At 70.0% G+C, this 14,837-nt stretch carries 14 protein-coding genes; 7 read left to right on the top strand and 7 right to left on the bottom strand.

The annotated features are described in order from the left end of the window. Positions 1–90 precede the first annotated feature (90 nt). The 5 genes from ACZ7LS_RS30170 to galU all read right to left on the bottom strand — a co-directional run bounded on the left by ACZ7LS_RS30170 (position 91) and on the right by galU (position 4,249). Complete coding sequence (locus ACZ7LS_RS30170; RefSeq protein ID WP_382522141.1) at positions 91–729, bottom strand: GNAT family N-acetyltransferase; 639 nt, start codon at positions 727–729, stop codon at positions 91–93. Continuing rightward, positions 726–1,373: a MogA/MoaB family molybdenum cofactor biosynthesis protein gene (locus ACZ7LS_RS30175; RefSeq protein WP_385131597.1), complete on the bottom strand. Its 648-nt coding sequence runs from the start codon at positions 1,371–1,373 to the stop codon at positions 726–728. Before ACZ7LS_RS30175 ends, ACZ7LS_RS30170 begins: the two co-directional genes overlap by 4 nt. Beyond that, positions 1,370–1,936 (bottom strand): cyclic pyranopterin monophosphate synthase MoaC, encoded by a 567-nt coding sequence (gene moaC, locus ACZ7LS_RS30180; RefSeq protein WP_385131600.1) that lies wholly within the window; start codon positions 1,934–1,936, stop codon positions 1,370–1,372. Before moaC ends, ACZ7LS_RS30175 begins: the two co-directional genes overlap by 4 nt. Positions 1,937–2,008: 72 nt before the next feature. Continuing rightward, on the bottom strand, positions 2,009–3,343 hold the full coding sequence (gene glp / locus ACZ7LS_RS30185) for a molybdotransferase-like divisome protein Glp (protein ID WP_382672511.1): 1,335 nt from the start codon (positions 3,341–3,343) through the stop codon (positions 2,009–2,011). A gap of 3 nt (positions 3,344–3,346) precedes the next feature. Continuing rightward, complete coding sequence (gene galU / locus ACZ7LS_RS30190; RefSeq protein ID WP_382522153.1) at positions 3,347–4,249, bottom strand: UTP--glucose-1-phosphate uridylyltransferase GalU; 903 nt, start codon at positions 4,247–4,249, stop codon at positions 3,347–3,349. A gap of 103 nt (positions 4,250–4,352) precedes the next feature. Between galU and ACZ7LS_RS30195 the strand changes: the two genes are divergently transcribed. Further along, positions 4,353–4,952, top strand: coding sequence for a 5-formyltetrahydrofolate cyclo-ligase (locus tag ACZ7LS_RS30195; protein ID WP_382522156.1), 600 nt, complete (start codon positions 4,353–4,355; stop codon positions 4,950–4,952). Positions 4,953–5,080: 128 nt separating this feature from the next. Here the strand turns inward: ACZ7LS_RS30195 and ACZ7LS_RS30200 are convergent, their stop codons facing one another. Continuing rightward, positions 5,081–7,990: a penicillin acylase family protein gene (locus ACZ7LS_RS30200; RefSeq protein ID WP_385131604.1), complete on the bottom strand. Its 2,910-nt coding sequence runs from the start codon at positions 7,988–7,990 to the stop codon at positions 5,081–5,083. 257 nt (positions 7,991–8,247) lie between these two features. On the opposite strand from ACZ7LS_RS30200, the gene ACZ7LS_RS30205 reads away from it, so the two are divergent. The 6 genes from ACZ7LS_RS30205 to mscL all read left to right on the top strand — a co-directional run bounded on the left by ACZ7LS_RS30205 (position 8,248) and on the right by mscL (position 14,445). Beyond that, entirely contained in the window at positions 8,248–9,834 is a 1,587-nt protein-coding gene (locus tag ACZ7LS_RS30205) for a potassium/proton antiporter (protein ID WP_382522161.1), read from the top strand. Positions 9,835–10,089: 255 nt separating this feature from the next. Further along, on the top strand, positions 10,090–11,478 hold the full coding sequence (locus ACZ7LS_RS30210) for an MFS transporter (RefSeq protein ID WP_385131607.1): 1,389 nt from the start codon (positions 10,090–10,092) through the stop codon (positions 11,476–11,478). A gap of 66 nt (positions 11,479–11,544) precedes the next feature. Continuing rightward, the gene (locus ACZ7LS_RS30215; RefSeq protein ID WP_382522165.1) at positions 11,545–11,919 is read left to right on the top strand and encodes an FmdB family zinc ribbon protein; all 375 of its coding nucleotides are present in this window, start codon (positions 11,545–11,547) and stop codon (positions 11,917–11,919) included. 100 nt (positions 11,920–12,019) lie between these two features. Beyond that, the gene (locus ACZ7LS_RS30220) at positions 12,020–12,853 is read left to right on the top strand and encodes an S-methyl-5'-thioadenosine phosphorylase (RefSeq protein ID WP_382522167.1); all 834 of its coding nucleotides are present in this window, start codon (positions 12,020–12,022) and stop codon (positions 12,851–12,853) included. A gap of 194 nt (positions 12,854–13,047) precedes the next feature. After that, a complete protein-coding gene (locus ACZ7LS_RS30225) occupies positions 13,048–13,686 on the top strand; it encodes a hypothetical protein (RefSeq protein WP_385131610.1) in 639 nt (212 codons plus the stop codon). A 210-nt stretch (positions 13,687–13,896) separates the two neighbouring features. Then, complete coding sequence (mscL, locus tag ACZ7LS_RS30230; RefSeq protein WP_382875368.1) at positions 13,897–14,445, top strand: large conductance mechanosensitive channel protein MscL; 549 nt, start codon at positions 13,897–13,899, stop codon at positions 14,443–14,445. A gap of 49 nt (positions 14,446–14,494) precedes the next feature. Here the strand turns inward: mscL and ACZ7LS_RS30235 are convergent, their stop codons facing one another. Next, positions 14,495–14,728, bottom strand: coding sequence for a hypothetical protein (locus tag ACZ7LS_RS30235; protein ID WP_382522171.1), 234 nt, complete (start codon positions 14,726–14,728; stop codon positions 14,495–14,497). Positions 14,729–14,837 lie beyond the last annotated feature (109 nt).

Genomic DNA, 14,837 nt, shown 5'->3' on the forward strand with positions numbered 1-14,837 from the left:
CGGTGTGTCGCACGATCTAGCTGATAGCACTGAATTTTTTTGTGATGGTGCGGATCATTTTATGGCTATATGCCGATCATTATCGAACACTTATTTCATTTTCTGATCGTTGCCGGTCGCACCAGGTCGGGCCCTGCGCCAGCGGCGGAGCAGCCCCTCGGGCACCTCCTCGGCGGTGAGCACATAGATGAGATGGTCCCGCCACGCTCCGTCGATATGCAGATAGCGGGGGCGCAGCCCCTCCTCGCGAAATCCGAGTTTGTCGACCACCCGGCGGCTGGGGCCATTCTCGGGGCGGATACAGATCTCGACGCGGTGCAATCCGACCGTACGGAAGCAGTGGTCCACGGCGAGGGCGACCGCGGTCGGCATGACACCGCGGCCCGCGACCTCGCGGTCCACCCAGTAGCCGACATGGCCCGAGCACATCGAGCCCCAGGTGATACCGGCGACGGTCAGCTGGCCGACGAGCCGGCCCTGGTACTCGATGACGAAGGGCAGCATCCGGCCGGCGTTGGCCTCGCCGCGCAGATGGCGGACCATCTGACGGTAGGTGGGGCGCTGGGCGACCGGGCCGCCCGGGGGCGGCGGCGGGATCGTCGCCTCCCAGGGCCGCAGCCAGTCGCGGTTGCGCCGGTTCACCTCACGCCAGGCGCGCTGGTCGCGCATCCTTATGGGACGGAGGGTGATGTCGCCGTCCACCAGCATCACGGGCCAGGCCGGGTTCATCCGGAGGTGCGGGGGTGGTCGCCGCCGTGGATCTGGTCCACGGCGTGGACGAGCAGCCGGCCGAGCACGGCGAGACCGTCCCGTACCCCGCCCGTCGAGCCCGGCAGGTTCACGATCAGGGTCCGCCCCGCCACGCCCGCCAGGCCCCGGGAGAGGGCGGCGGCGGGGACCTTCGCGGCGCCCTCGGCGCGGATCGCCTCCGGGATGCCCGGGATCTCGTAGTCGAGCACGCGCCGGGTGGCGTCCGGGGTGCGGTCCGTCGGGGAGACGCCCGTGCCGCCGGTGGTGAGGATGACGTCGTACGCGGCGGCGACGCCCTCGCGCAGGGCCTGCTCGACCGGATCCCCGTCGGGGACGACCTTCGGTCCGTCGACCGCGAAGCCCAGCGCGGTCAGGCCGTTGGCGAGGATCGGGCCGCCCGTGTCCGCGTAGACCCCGGCGGCGGCGCGGTTGGACGCCGTGACGACGAGGGCACGGTACGTGGACGGGGTGGCGGACGGGGCCTCGGAGGGGCTGTCGGACGAGGTGGCGGACCGGGACGCGGACGGGGCCTCGGACGTGGGGACGGGTCCGGGGGCGGGGGCGGGGGCGGATCGCGGCTCGGGTCCGGGCCCGGGACCGCCGCTTCTCGCGGACGTACTCACTCCGCGCCTCCGTCCGCCTCGGAGACCGCCGCCCCGGGCGGCACCACCGCCTCGGGCCGGGTCCAGTGCCCGGACTTGCCGCCCGTCTTCTCCTCGACCCGTACGTCCGTGATGACCGCGGCCTTGTCGACCGCCTTCACCATGTCGACCACGGTCAGCGCGGCCACCGAGACGGCGGTCAGGGCCTCCATCTCGACGCCCGTGCGGTCGGTGGTCTTCACCGTCGCGAGGATCTCGACGGCGTCGTCCGCGACCGAGAGGTCGAGCGTGACCCCCGAGACGACGAGCGGATGGCAGAGCGGAATCAGGTCGGGGGTCCGCTTGGCGCCCATGATGCCCGCGATACGTGCGGTGGCGAGGGCGTCCCCCTTGGGCACTCCCCCGCCCCTGAGCAGTTCGACGACGCGCGGCGAGACCAGTACCCGGCCGCTGGCGCGCGCGACGCGCGCCGTGACCTCTTTCGCCGAGACGTCGACCATGCGAGCCGCGCCCGACTCGTCGATATGCGTCAAGCTGCCTTGCTGAGGGGGTCCAGGGGTCTCCCCCCGGGAAAACACGGTCATTCGCTGTGGCGCTCCCGGTCCGGGCCCGACGGGGCCTGTGTGGGCAGACACGGTACCGCCACCGCGCGGTGATCAGCCGATCAGGACGACGTCGACCTCCGTACCGGGCTCCACGGAGACGGACTCCTCCGGGATCACGATCAGCGCGTCGGCATGGGCGAGGGCGGCGATGAGATGGGAACCGGCCCCTCCCACAGGGGTGATCGTGCCCTCCTCGGCGTCGTACGTACCGCGCAGGAACTGGCGTCGGCCCGCCGGGGACGACAGCGTCTTGCCGGCCGCGAGTGTCGCCCGGACGACGGGGCGGTGCACGTCCTCCCGGCCCATCAGGGCGCGGATCGCGGGGCGGACGAACAGCTCGAACGACACGTACGAGGAGACCGGGTTGCCCGGGAGGGCGAGCAGTGGGGTGTGCTCCGGGCCGATCGAGCCGAAGCCCTGCGGCTTGCCCGGCTGCATGGCGAGCTTCCGGAAGTCGACACCGCCGCCCGGCTCGTCCTCGTCGCCGACGGAGGAGAGCGCCTCCTTGACGACGTCGTACGCCCCGACGCTGACGCCGCCCGTGGTGACGACCATGTCGGCACGGATCAGCTGGTCCTCGATGGTCGCGCGGAGCGTGTCGGCGTCGTCGGTGACGGCGCCGACCCGGTAGGCGATGGCGCCCGCGTCCCGGGCGGCGGCGGTGAGCGCGAAGCTGTTCGAGTCGTAGATCTGGCCCTCGCCCAGCTCCTCGCCCGGCTGGATCAGCTCGCTGCCGGTGGAGAGCACGACCACGCGCGGGCGGGGTCTGACCCGTACCGAACCGCGGCCGATAGCGGCCAGCAGGCCGATCTGCGGCGGCCCCAGGACCGTGCCCGCCTCCAGGGCCAGGTCACCGGCGCGCACATCGCTGCCGCGCGAGCGGACGTGGTCGCGCGCCTCGGCGGAGCGGAACACCCGTACCTCACCGCTCGATCCCTCGCCGCCGGCACCGGCGGGGCGCATGGAGGTCGCCGCGGCGCCGCCCGTGCCGCCGTCGGTCCACTCCACCGGGACGACGGCCTCGGCGCCGGGCGGCAGCGGGGCGCCGGTCATGATGCGGGCGGCCTGCCCGGGGCCGACCTCGGGCAACGCGCCGCTGCCCGCCGCGACATCGCCGATGACGGTCAGCACGGCCGGGAACTCGTCGGTGGCGCCCGCCACATCGGCCGTACGGACCGCGTATCCGTCCATGGAGCTGTTGTCGAACGGCGGCAGAGCCACCGGTACCGTGACGTCCTCCACCAGCACACAGCCCTGGGCGTCGGGCAGTTGCAGCTCGATGGGATCGAGCGGGTGGACCGCGGCGAGGATGTCCGCGAGATGGTCGTCCACCGACCACAGCCGCTCATGGCCGGCGGCCGGTACCGATTCTGCCGTGCTGCTCAAGTGCTACATCTCCTCGCTGACATAACTGCGGAGCCAGGCACGGAAGTCCGGGCCCAGGTCTTCACGTTCGCATGCGAGTCTGACAATGGCACGCAGATAGTCGCCGCGGTCACCTGTGTCATAGCGACGGCCCTTGAAAACCACGCCATGGACCGGTCCGCCCACCTTCTCGTCCACGGACAGCTGCTGGAGCGCGTCGGTGAGCTGGATCTCACCTCCGCGGCCCGGCTCGGTCTGGCGCAGTATGCCGAAGACGGCGGGGTCGAGGACGTAACGGCCGATGATCGCGTAATTGCTGGGGGCATCGGCGGTGTCGGGCTTCTCGACCAGATCGTGCACCTTGACCACATCGGCGTCACCGGTGGGCTCGACGGCGGCGCAGCCGTAGAGATGGATCTGCTTCGGGTCGACCTCCATCAGCGCGATGACACTGCCGCCCTCACGCTCCTGGACCTCCACCATGCGCGACAGCAGCGGGTCGCGGGGGTCGATCAGGTCGTCACCGAGCAGCACCGCGAAGGGCTGGTCACCGACGTGCGGGGCGGCGCAGAGCACGGCGTGACCGAGGCCCTTGGGGTTGCCCTGACGCACGTAGTGCATGGTGGCGAGGTCGCTGGACTCCTGGACCTTCGCGAGCCGGCCGGCGTCTCCCTTCCGGGTCAGCGCCTCCTCCAGCTCGTAATTCCGGTCGAAGTGGTCCTCCAGTGGACGCTTGTTGCGGCCCGTCACCATGAGGACGTCGGAGAGCCCGGCGGCCACCGCCTCCTCGACCACGTACTGAATGGCGGGTTTGTCCACAACCGGCAGCATCTCTTTTGGAGTGGCCTTCGTGGCGGGCAGGAACCGGGTGCCGAGGCCCGCGGCGGGGATGACAGCCTTGGTGATCCGGGAGGGCGAGTGAGTCATGCGGAGTACACTATCCGCGCTTTATGGGCGGAAGATGATACTCCGGTTAACTTTCGTCTCATAAAAGATCAGACGCGAGGTTTGTGATGTCCGGTGCGCAATGATGAGTAATGACATGCCCGGAAAGGCCGCGCTGCGCCGTGAACTCCTCGCCTTGAGGGCGCTCCTGTCCAGGGAGGACGCCCTCGAAACCGGGGTGGTTCTCGCGCGGCGCGCACTCGATCTGCCGGAGCTCGCCGGCGCCCGTACCGTCGCCGCTTATGTCTCGGTCGGGCGCGAGCCCGGCACGCGCCCGCTGCTCGACGCGCTGCGTGCGCGGGGGGTACGGGTGCTGCTGCCGGTGCTCCTGGCGGACAACGACCTCGACTGGGCGGAGTACGGGGGCGCGGACCGGTTGGTGCCCGCGGGGCGGGGGCTGCTGGAGCCGGACGGTACCCGGCTCGGCGTGGACGCGGTGCTGGAGGCGGAGGTCGTGCTGCTGCCCGGCCTCGCGGTGGACGGGCGGGGGATGCGGCTGGGGCGGGGCGGCGGCTCGTACGACCGGGTCCTGGGCCGGCTGGCCCGCGCCGGAGCGGAACCCGCGCTGACCGTCCTGCTGTACGAGAACGAGGTGGTCGCGCGGGTCCCGGAGGAGCCGCACGACCACCCCGTACGGGCCGTGGTGACGCCGGAGGGCGTCAGGCGCTTCGACGGCCGCCGCTAGCCGACGGGCGGCGTCGGCCTCGCCCCGGCGTTGGCCGACGGGCGGCGCCGGCCGGGCGCCGAGTCAGCCGACGGGCGAGGTTGGGCGCGGGCCGGCGTTGGCCGCGCGCCGGCGTTGGCCGCGTCGGCTCACGAGGCGGGCGGTTCGAGCGTGAGGGTGTCGCTCGTCGCGCGTTCCACCGTGTTGACCTTGTACGGCCAGTCGAGCAGCTCGCCCTTCGCCCACTTGTCCGTCTGGTCGGTGTAGTGCGCGCTGTACGCGTGCCCCGAGGCGCCCGTCAGATTGATCCAGCGGGACTTGTCCCAGTCACCGACGTTGACGACCATCCGCATCGACGGTACCCACACGACCTCGTAGCCGCCCGCCGCGTTCCAGCCCGTCGCGTCGACCGCGGCCTCGCCGCCGCCGAGGTTCCACGGGCCGCGGTTGAGCATCTGCTTCAGGAAGCCGGGTCCGCTGGTCCCGAGGGTCTGGTTCTCCAGCTGGAGCTGGTGCAGCCGGCCCCAGCTCCAGCTGGAGACGTCCTTGCCGAGCTTGGCGGTCAGCTCCCAGCGGGCGTCCTCCATGGCGCGCTCGAACAGCTTGTCGCGGGTCTTGGTGGCGTCGTCCCTGCGGCTGCCGGGGGAGCTCCACCACGCGTTGTCCTCGTCCTTGATGATGCCGCGCACGACCTCGTACCAGCGGTCCCCGCCGTCCGGCTGGGCCGCGTCGGGCGCGCGCTGGCCGCACTCCCGGACCGGCCGTATGTCGTCGTCCGCAGGACCTGTGCTGTCGGCGGGACGGACGTTCAGGCACTCGCCCTCGACGCGGACCTCCTTGGGAAGCTTGTTCCCGAAGGCGAGCTTGAGGACGTTGCGCCAGACCGCGTTGAAGTAGGCCGCGGCACCCGAGTCGGGCTCCTGGGTGTAGTCCCAGCCTTCGAGGAGCTTCTGCGCCTCGCGTACGGAGGGGTCCGGGATATCGATCTTGAGCAGATAGGGCATCAGCAGCTTCGCGATCTCGCTGGTGTTGTCCATCTGCATGGTCTGCATGTCGTCGGTCGAGATCTTCCCGCCGTCCTTGATCTTCGACTCGATCAGGTCGTTGATCCGCTGGCTGCGGGCGCCGTAGCCCCAGTCCTCGGTGAGCGGGTACGGGTACTTCTTCGAGTCGACGACGGCCTGGTTGGCGGTGACGATGTAGCCGCGCTCCGGGTCGTACTCGTACGGCAGCTCGTCGAAGGGGATGTACCCCTTCCACTGGTACTTCGGGTCCCAGCCCGGAGCCGGCGTGCGGCCGTCGAAGCCGTCGGAGCGGATCGGGATACGGCCCGGCGCCTGGTAGCCGATGTGGCCCTTGGTGTCGGCGTAGATGAGGTTCTGCGAGGGGACCTCGAAGTGCTCGGCGGCCTTGCGGAACTCGCTGAAGTCCTTGGCCCTGTTGAGCTCGAAGACCGCGTCCATGGACTTGCCCGGCTGGAGCGCCGTCCACTGGAGCGACACGGCGTAGCCGTCGCCGCGGTCCGGGGCGACATCGCCGACCGGGGCCTTCTCGCCGACCTTCACCAGTTCGCCGTTGCGGTCCGAGACCAGCGGGCCGCGGTCGGTGGAGCGTACGGTGATCGTCTTGCTCTGGCCACCCGCGACCTTGATGGTCTCCTCACGGGTCCTGAACCGCTTCTCCTTGTCGCCGTACTGGTAGGAGTCGCCGTTGACCTTCTCCAGGAAGAGATCGGTCACGTCGGCGCCGAGGTTGGTGAAGCCCCAGGCGATGTCCTGGTTGTGGCCGATGATGACGCCGGGCATTCCGGAGAACGTGTAGCCCGCGACGTCGTACTGGCAGGTCGCCGAGACGCTGCGGCAGTGCAGACCCATCTGGTACCAGAGCGAGGGCAGCTGGGGCGCGAGGTGCGGGTCGTTGGCGAGGAGCGGATTGCCCGTGGTCGTGTACCGGCCTGAGACGACCCAGGAGTTGGAGCCGATGCCGCTGCCGCTCGGGCCGAGCAGCTCGGGGATCTCGTCGAGCGTGCCGGAGAGTGCTTCGAGCTGGGAGTTGAAGTCCGCGGTGGCGCCGGACGCGGTGCTCGCGCCGCCGGTGCCGTCGCCGGTGCCGGGGTCCGTGCCGCTGTCCGTGCTGATGCCGGTCCCTGTGCCGGTACCGGTGCCCCCTGCGCCTGCGCCTGTGCCGGTTCCCGTGCCCGTGCCTGTGCCTGTGCCGCCCGTGCCGAGGTCCGAGCCCGTGCCGCCCATACCGCTTTCCGCGCCGTCTCCCGCGCTCTCGCTGGGCTCGGCCTTGGGGTCGTACTTGCCGGTGATCGGGTCGATCCCGCCCGCGCTCACGATCGGCTTGTTCCGGTCGTACGGATACGACGGGTACAGGTCATCGATCTGCTGGTCACTCAACCGGCTGGTCAGCAGTGAGCGGTCGATCTCGTCCTGCATATTGCTGCGCAGGTCCCAGGCCATCGCCTTGAGCCAGGCCACCGAGTCGACCGGCGTCCACTTCTCCGGCTTGTAGTCGTTGGTGAAGTTCAGAGCCGCGTACTCGAAGGAGATGTCCTTGCCGTCGCGGCCCTCCAGATACGCGTTGACGCCGTCCGCGTACGACTGGAGGTTCTTCTTGGTCTCCGCCGAGAGCTTGGTGTCGTACTCGCGCTGCGCCACCCCGTGCCAGTCGAGGGTGCGCAGGAAGGTGTCGGTCTTGACCTGGCTCTTGCCGAACATCTCCGAGAGCCGGCCGGAGGTCATGTGGCGCCGGACGTCCATCTCCCAGAAGCGGTCCTGCGCCTGGACGAAGCCCTGGGCGCGGAACAGGTCCTGGTCGCTGTTCGCGTAGATCTGCGGAATGCCGTAGCTGTCGCGTCTGACGTCCACGGGCCCGGAGAGCCCTTTGAGTTCGAGCTTCCCGGTCGTCTGCGGGAAGGAGGCACGGACCGTGCTGACGCCCCAGTACGTGCCGTAGCCGACACCGCCGACGAGCGCCAGCACCAGGACGATCACGATCAGACGGGCGCGTCGCCCCTTCTTTTTGGCGGAAGGGGGGGCTGTGTTGGCGGGCATCGCTGTCCTTCGAGGGGCAGGGTGGTCCTGGAATGCTGGAGCAACCATAGGCGCAGCCGTTCATCGTCCCGGACGCGGTGTCATGTAGTGCGACTCGTCGGACGATCACACAGGTGATCACGCCATGGTTCCCGGCGGATAGCTGCCGGAAGGGAGGCGCAGATCACATCGGCTCGTACTGGCAATCGAAAGCGTCAAGAAAACGTTAAAGATTAGGTAAGGTAACGAAGTACCGGCTGCCGGAGGAACGATCCGGCATGCGCGAGGGGAAGGATCGGCCGCTGTCTGTCCACCATCTCAATGAACTTCTGCTCATCAGCTCCCTCGTGCTGCTGATCGCGGTCGCGGCCGTCCGGATCTCCTCCCGGAGCGGACTCCCCAGCCTGCTGCTCTATCTCGGGATCGGGGTCGTCATAGGGCAGGACGGCCTCTTTCACGTCAAGTTCGACAACGCCGAACTGACACAGGTAATCGGATACGCCGCCCTTGTGGTGATCCTGGCCGAGGGTGGTCTGGGCACCAAGTGGAAAGAAGTGAAACCGGCGCTGCCCGCCGCGGCCGTGCTCTCGACCGTGGGTGTCGCGGTGAGCGTCGGGGTGACCGCCTCGGCCGCGCACTATCTGATCGGCCTGGACTGGCGCCAGGCGCTGATCGTCGGCGCGGTCGTCTCCTCGACGGACGCCGCGGCGGTCTTCTCCGTACTGCGCAAGGTGCCGCTGCCGTCCCGGGTGACCGGGGCGCTGGAGGCCGAGTCGGGTTTCAATGACGCCCCTGTCGTGATCATCGTGGTCGCGCTCTCGGCGTCGGGCCCGGTCGAGCACTGGTACGTGCTGGTCGGCGAGATCACGCTGGAACTCGCGATCGGCGCCTGCGTCGGACTGGCCGTGGGCTGGGCGGGTGCCTTCGGACTGCGGCATGTGGCCTTGCCGGCCTCCGGGCTGTACCCGATCGCCGTGATGGCCATCGCCGTCTCGGCGTACGCGATCGGCGCCACGGCACACGGCAGCGGCTTCCTCGCCGTCTATCTCGCCTCGATGATCCTGGGGAACTCCAAACTGCCGCACGCCCCGGCCAACCGAGGATTCGCGGAAGGGCTCGGCTGGATCGCGCAGATCGGCATGTTCGTCCTGCTCGGACTGCTGGTGACCCCGCACGAACTGGGGGACGACTTCCTGCCCGCGGTCGTCGTCGGTCTCGTACTGACCATGGTGGCGCGGCCCCTGTCCGTGCTGATCAGTCTGCTGCCGTTCCGTATCCCCTGGCAGGAACAGGCGCTGATGTCCTGGGCCGGTCTGCGCGGCGCGGTGCCCATCATCCTGGCGACCATTCCGATGGTGTCGAACATCGAGGGCAGCCTCCGGATCTTCAACATCGTCTTCATCCTGGTCGTCGTCTACACGCTGATCCAGGGACCGACGCTGCCCTGGCTGGCCAAGGCCCTGCGGCTCGGCGATCCCTCCGAGGCCGCCGATCTGGGCATCGAGTCGGCGCCATTGGAGAGGCTGCGCGGCCATCTGCTCTCCGTCGCGATCCCCGCGCACTCGAAGATGCACGGCGTGGAGGTCGGGGAGCTGCGACTGCCCGCAGGGTCCGCGGTGACCCTGGTCGTACGGGACGGCAAGAGCTTTGTACCGCAGCCTGCGACGGTACTGCGCCGCGGCGACGAGCTTCTGGTGGTCGCGACCGACCCGGTACGGGACGCCGCCGAGCGACGGCTCCGGGCGGTCGGGCAGGGCGGAAAGCTGGCCGACTGGCTGGGGACGGGCGCGGGCAACGGCACGGGCGGTGGGGCCGGCACCGGGGCTGGGACCGGGGCCGGGACCGGAAGCAAGCTCCGTTCTTAATTTCGGGCGTACGTTTCTCAGGCGTACGTTCATGGTGCTCGTTCCTTTCCCAGGTGACATGGTGTTCGTACCTGTACGATGAAGGCACAGTTGATCGACCAACTCTGCCTGACGCAGTGCTGGCGCGACCGTATGGCGGCCGTGGCGTTCCCCGATGTGGGCCCTGGTATCTACCGCAGTTCCGCGCAAGAGGACAGCTCTCGGCGGCGCCCGTGCATCCGGGGCGCGCTACCAGGCGGCAGAAAGGCAAGGACCGTGTCCCACAACACGGTCGACACCACCGAGGACGCCACCCCGGCCGCGACGCCTCCGACCGAGACGCCCCGCCCCGGATACGGACGGCTGCTGCGCACGCCCGGCGCCTGGACGTTCCTCCTCCCCGGCTTCGCCGCCCGGCAGCCCTTCGCGATGCTGACGATCGGCATCGTGCTCCTGGTCCAGCACACCACCGGCTCGTACGGCAGCGCGGGAGCCGTCGCCGCCGTGACCGGTGTCTCCATGGCGCTCTTCGCGCCCCAGGGCGGAAAGCTCGCCGACCGGTTCGGGCAGCGCGCGGTGCTCGTCCCGGGCGTGCTGCTGCACACGGCGTCCGTCACGGCGCTGATCGTGCTCGCGCTCGCCGGCGCCCCGCTGTGGGCGCTGTTCCTCGCCGCTGTCCCGACCGGCGCCTCCGTCCCGCAGATCGGCCCCATGGTCCGGTCACGCTGGGCCGCCCTGCTGGGAGGCAGCCCCTCCGGTTCCGGTTCGAGCACCGGCTCAAGCTCCGGTGGGGGCCCCGGCTCCCACTCCCGTGGCGACGCGTCGCTGCTCCCGACGGCCGCCGCCTTCGAGTCCGTGACGGACGAGTTCACCTTTGTCATCGGCCCGGTACTGGCGACCGCCCTGTGCACCGGCGTCCACCCGGCGGCCGGACTGATCGCCGAGGCCGTGCTGACGCTGGCCGGCGGGCTGCTCTTCGCCGCCCAGCGCGGTACCCAGCCCAAGACCGGGAGGCGTGGGGAAGGCGGCTCGGCCGAGCCGCGCGTCTCCGCGCTCTCCGTGCCCGGTGTGCGGGTTCTCGCCATCTCCTTCCTGGGAATCGGTTCGGTCTTCGGGGGCATGCAGGTCTCGCTGACCGCCTTCTCCGAGGAGATCGGCAACCCCGGTGTGAACGGCCTGCTGTACGGCGTCTTCGCGGCGGGCAACATGCTCGCCGGAATCGTCTGCGGCGCCGTGGCCTGGAAGATCGGGCCGCGCCGCAGACTGGTGGTCGGATACGCGGGGCTGACGCTGGCCGCGTCAGCGCTGTGGGCTGTGCACTCGGTGCCGCTGCTCGCCGGACTCGGACTGCTGGTCGGACTCTGCATCGCTCCCGCGCTGATCACGGGCTACACGCTGGTCGAGCCGCTGGTGCCCGCCTCGGCCCGTACCGAGGCGTTCACCTGGCTGACCGGCGCCGTCGCGCTCGGTCAGGCCGCGGCGGTCACCGTCGCCGGACAGCTGGCGGACGCCCATGGCGCGAGCGCCGGATTCCTGGTGCCGCTGGTGGGCACCGCGCTGGCGCTGGTCACGCTGATCGCGCTGCGTTCGAGGCTGGCCCCGAATGCCTCCGGGCGGGTCGCCGCGCGTGGGATGAGTCACCGCCTGCCGGTGACAGTGGACTGATCGCGCGGAATACGTCACTATGGAGCGTCGTTAGCACTCATTGAGTGAGAGTGCCAGGAGGAGCAAGTGCCGACCTACCAGTACCAGTGCACCGAGTGTGGCGAGGGCCTCGAGGCGGTGCAGAAGTTCACCGATGATGCCCTTACCGTGTGCCCGAATTGCCAAGGACGCCTGAAGAAGGTCTTCTCCGCGGTCGGCATCGTCTTCAAGGGCTCCGGGTTCTACCGGAACGACAGTCGTGGCTCGTCGTCGAGCAGCGCGCCTGCTTCGGCGAGCTCGTCGGGCTCCACCTCGGGTTCCGCGGGCACGAAGTCGTCCTCGTCGTCGGAGTCCAAGGCCCCGGCGTCGGCCTCGTCCTCTTCCAGCTCGGGCGGCTCCGGGTCCGGCTCCGGCTCCGGTTCCACTTCGTCGAGCAGCTCCAGCGGCTCCTCGGCCGCCTGACGCCTTCTCCTTCCGCTCCTTTCGTGTCGTGGGGACCCCGCTGTCTTGAACGGCCGGGGTCTTTCGCGTACGCCTGGACGAGTCCGGCTACTGTGATCGGATGGCGAACGCGGAGATCGGTGTGATCGGTGGCTCGGGTTTCTACTCCTTCCTGGAGGATGTGACCGAAGTCGAGGTGGAGACCCCCTACGGGCCTCCCAGCGACTCCCTCTTCCTCGGCGAGATCGCAGGCCGGCAGGTCGCGTTCCTGCCCCGGCACGGACGCTCCCACGGCCTCGCGCCGCACCGCATCAACTACCGCGCCAACCTGTGGGCACTGCGTTCCGTCGGTGTGAAGCAGGTGCTGGGACCGTGCGCCGTGGGCGGGCTGCGGCCGGAGTTCGGGCCGGGCACGCTGCTCGTACCCGATCAGTTGGTGGACCGTACGAAGGCACGCACACAGACCTTCTACGACGGGCTGCCGCTGCCGGACGGAAACACCTCGAAGGTCGTGCACATCTCGCTCGCCGATCCCTACTGTCCTGAGGGACGCAGGACAACGCTGGCGGCGGCGCGAGGGCGCGACTGGGAGCCGGTGGACGGCGGGACGCTCGTGGTCATCGAGGGGCCGCGCTTCTCGACGCGTGCGGAATCGCGGTGGCATGCGGCGATGGGCTGGTCGGTGGTCGGGATGACCGGGCACCCCGAGGCGGTACTCGCTCGTGAACTGGGGCTCTGCTACACCTCCATGACTCTGGTGACGGACTTGGACGCGGGCGCGGAGACCGGCGAGGGCGTCTCCCACGAGGAGGTCCTCAAGGTCTTCGCCTCGAATGTCGACCGGCTGCGCACGGTGCTGTTCGACGCGGTGGGCGGATTGCAGGCGAGCGAGACACGCGACTGCCTGTGCGCACACGCTCTGGACGGGATCGACACCGGGATCGAGCTGCCCTGATCCGGATTTGCCCAGGGCCCTCGCGAACCATGCGCGAGAAACCGGGAATTGCGGCGGCACCCGCCTGAACCACTCCGGCGGGTGAGGAAGTTGTCCACAACCGCCGACTGATCCACAGGCCGCGGCGGGATCGTGACGGACCGTGCATCGTGAGGAGCGACCGCAGAACTCCTCACGAAATGGTGGTGGTCGCCATGTCCCGTTACTTCTCGGGTGATGCGTCCCGTCCTCCCCTCCCGCACCCCTCGCCCGGCCTCTCCCCGCTCGCGTCACCCTTCCCCTCTCCCCTCCCCGCACCCGCCGCTCCCGAGCCGTGCGGTGTGCCGCTCTTCGATCCGCTGCGGGTGCGCGGCTCCGGCCGGCGGCTGCGCAGGGCGCTGTTCAGGCGGCGACGGGCGACCGCGGCCGGCCTGGCCATGACGGCTGCCGCGCTGGCCGCCGCCGGGGCGGGGGGCTCGGTCGGTGCGGTGGCGGATGCCGACGCCCATGCGGAGTCCACGGCGCCCGGCGCCGTGGCGGAAGCGCCGCCCCGTCCGTCCCGCGCGCAGCGGGCCGTGGAAATGGTGTCCGCGCCGGTCCGTATCGCGGACGCGGCGACGGTCAGGCTGCTGCGCCGGGGAGACCGGGTGGATGTGATCGCGGCGGCCGACGGAGCGCCGGAGGCGAGGGTGGTGGCTTCGGGAGCCCGGGTGACCGAGGTTCCGGAAGCACGGGAGACCGTCGTGGACACCGGAGACGGCGGGGCTCTGATCGTCCTGTCCGTTCCCCGCGCGACCGCCACGGAGCTGGCCGGCGCGGGCGCCACGTCACGGCTGGCGGTGACGCTGTGCTGAGCAGGCTCGTGCGGGGTCGGCTGGTGCCGAGGTTCGCGCGAGGGCGGCTTGTGGCGGGGCGGTTCGCGCTGAACCGACGCGTTCGCACTCGCACTGGCGAGCTGTGGGGTCGCCTGATCGCGTCTGCGGATTGGACAGTGTGGGCACGCGCTGCCGTAGGTTGCGAAGCTGATTGTCACCTCTACCGCACATGCGAAGAAAGGCTCACTCGTGAGCAAGGAGAAGGAGAGCGTGCTGGAGGGCTTCAAGGCCTTCCTGATGCGCGGCAACGTGATCGATCTCGCGGTCGCGGTGGTCATCGGCGCGGCGTTCACGAACGTGGTGAACTCGGTCGTGAAGGGCCTGATCAACCCTGTGGTCGGCGCGTTCGGCACCCAGGATCTCAACAAGTACAGCTCGTGCCTGCAGTCGCCCTGCGAGACGAACTCCGCGGGCGAGGTCGTCAGCGGCATTCCGATCATGTGGGGAACGGTGCTGAGCGCGGTCCTCACGTTCGTCATCACAGCGGCCGTCGTGTACTTCCTGATGGTTCTGCCGATGTCCAAGTACCTCGCCAGGCGGGCCAGGCAGCAGGCCGCCAAGGAAGAGGTTCAGGAGGTCACGGAGCTCAGCGAGCTGGAGGTACTGAAGGAGATCAGGGACACGCTGATCTCGCAGCGTGGCTCGGGGACCGCCGTCCCCGGGCAGGCCACCACTGGGCAGGAGACTCCCGGTCAGACCACCTCGGGACCGAAGAATCCGGGGCAGGGCAATCCGTAGCGGCTGAGTCCCGGACCGCCGGTCACAGGTGGTGGCGCGGCTTCTCGTCTCAGAGGTGGTGGGGCGGCTTCTCGTCGAGGAAACGCGCGAGATCGGCCGCGCTGTCGCCGCTCCCGGCGGGCCGGTCTCCCCAGCCACGGTCCGTATCGTCCGTCGACTGCTGGTCCAGCGGATCATCGAAGATCAACGCCGGACTGGGGCGGGGCGGCCGGGACGGCGGGGGCGACTGGGTCGGCTGGGACGACTCCGCCGCCGACGGCTCGGGGGTCGTGGCGCTGCTCATAGCTCCAGGGTACGGGGGCCTGGTCCGCGTCGGCGCGGGTGAGGAGGGGCGGAGGCGACCCGTCCCGGCCCCGGTGGCGCTCAGCGCGCGCCGCACCGCCCCACCACTC

The organism is Streptomyces sp. NPDC039430, from assembly GCF_055639435.1.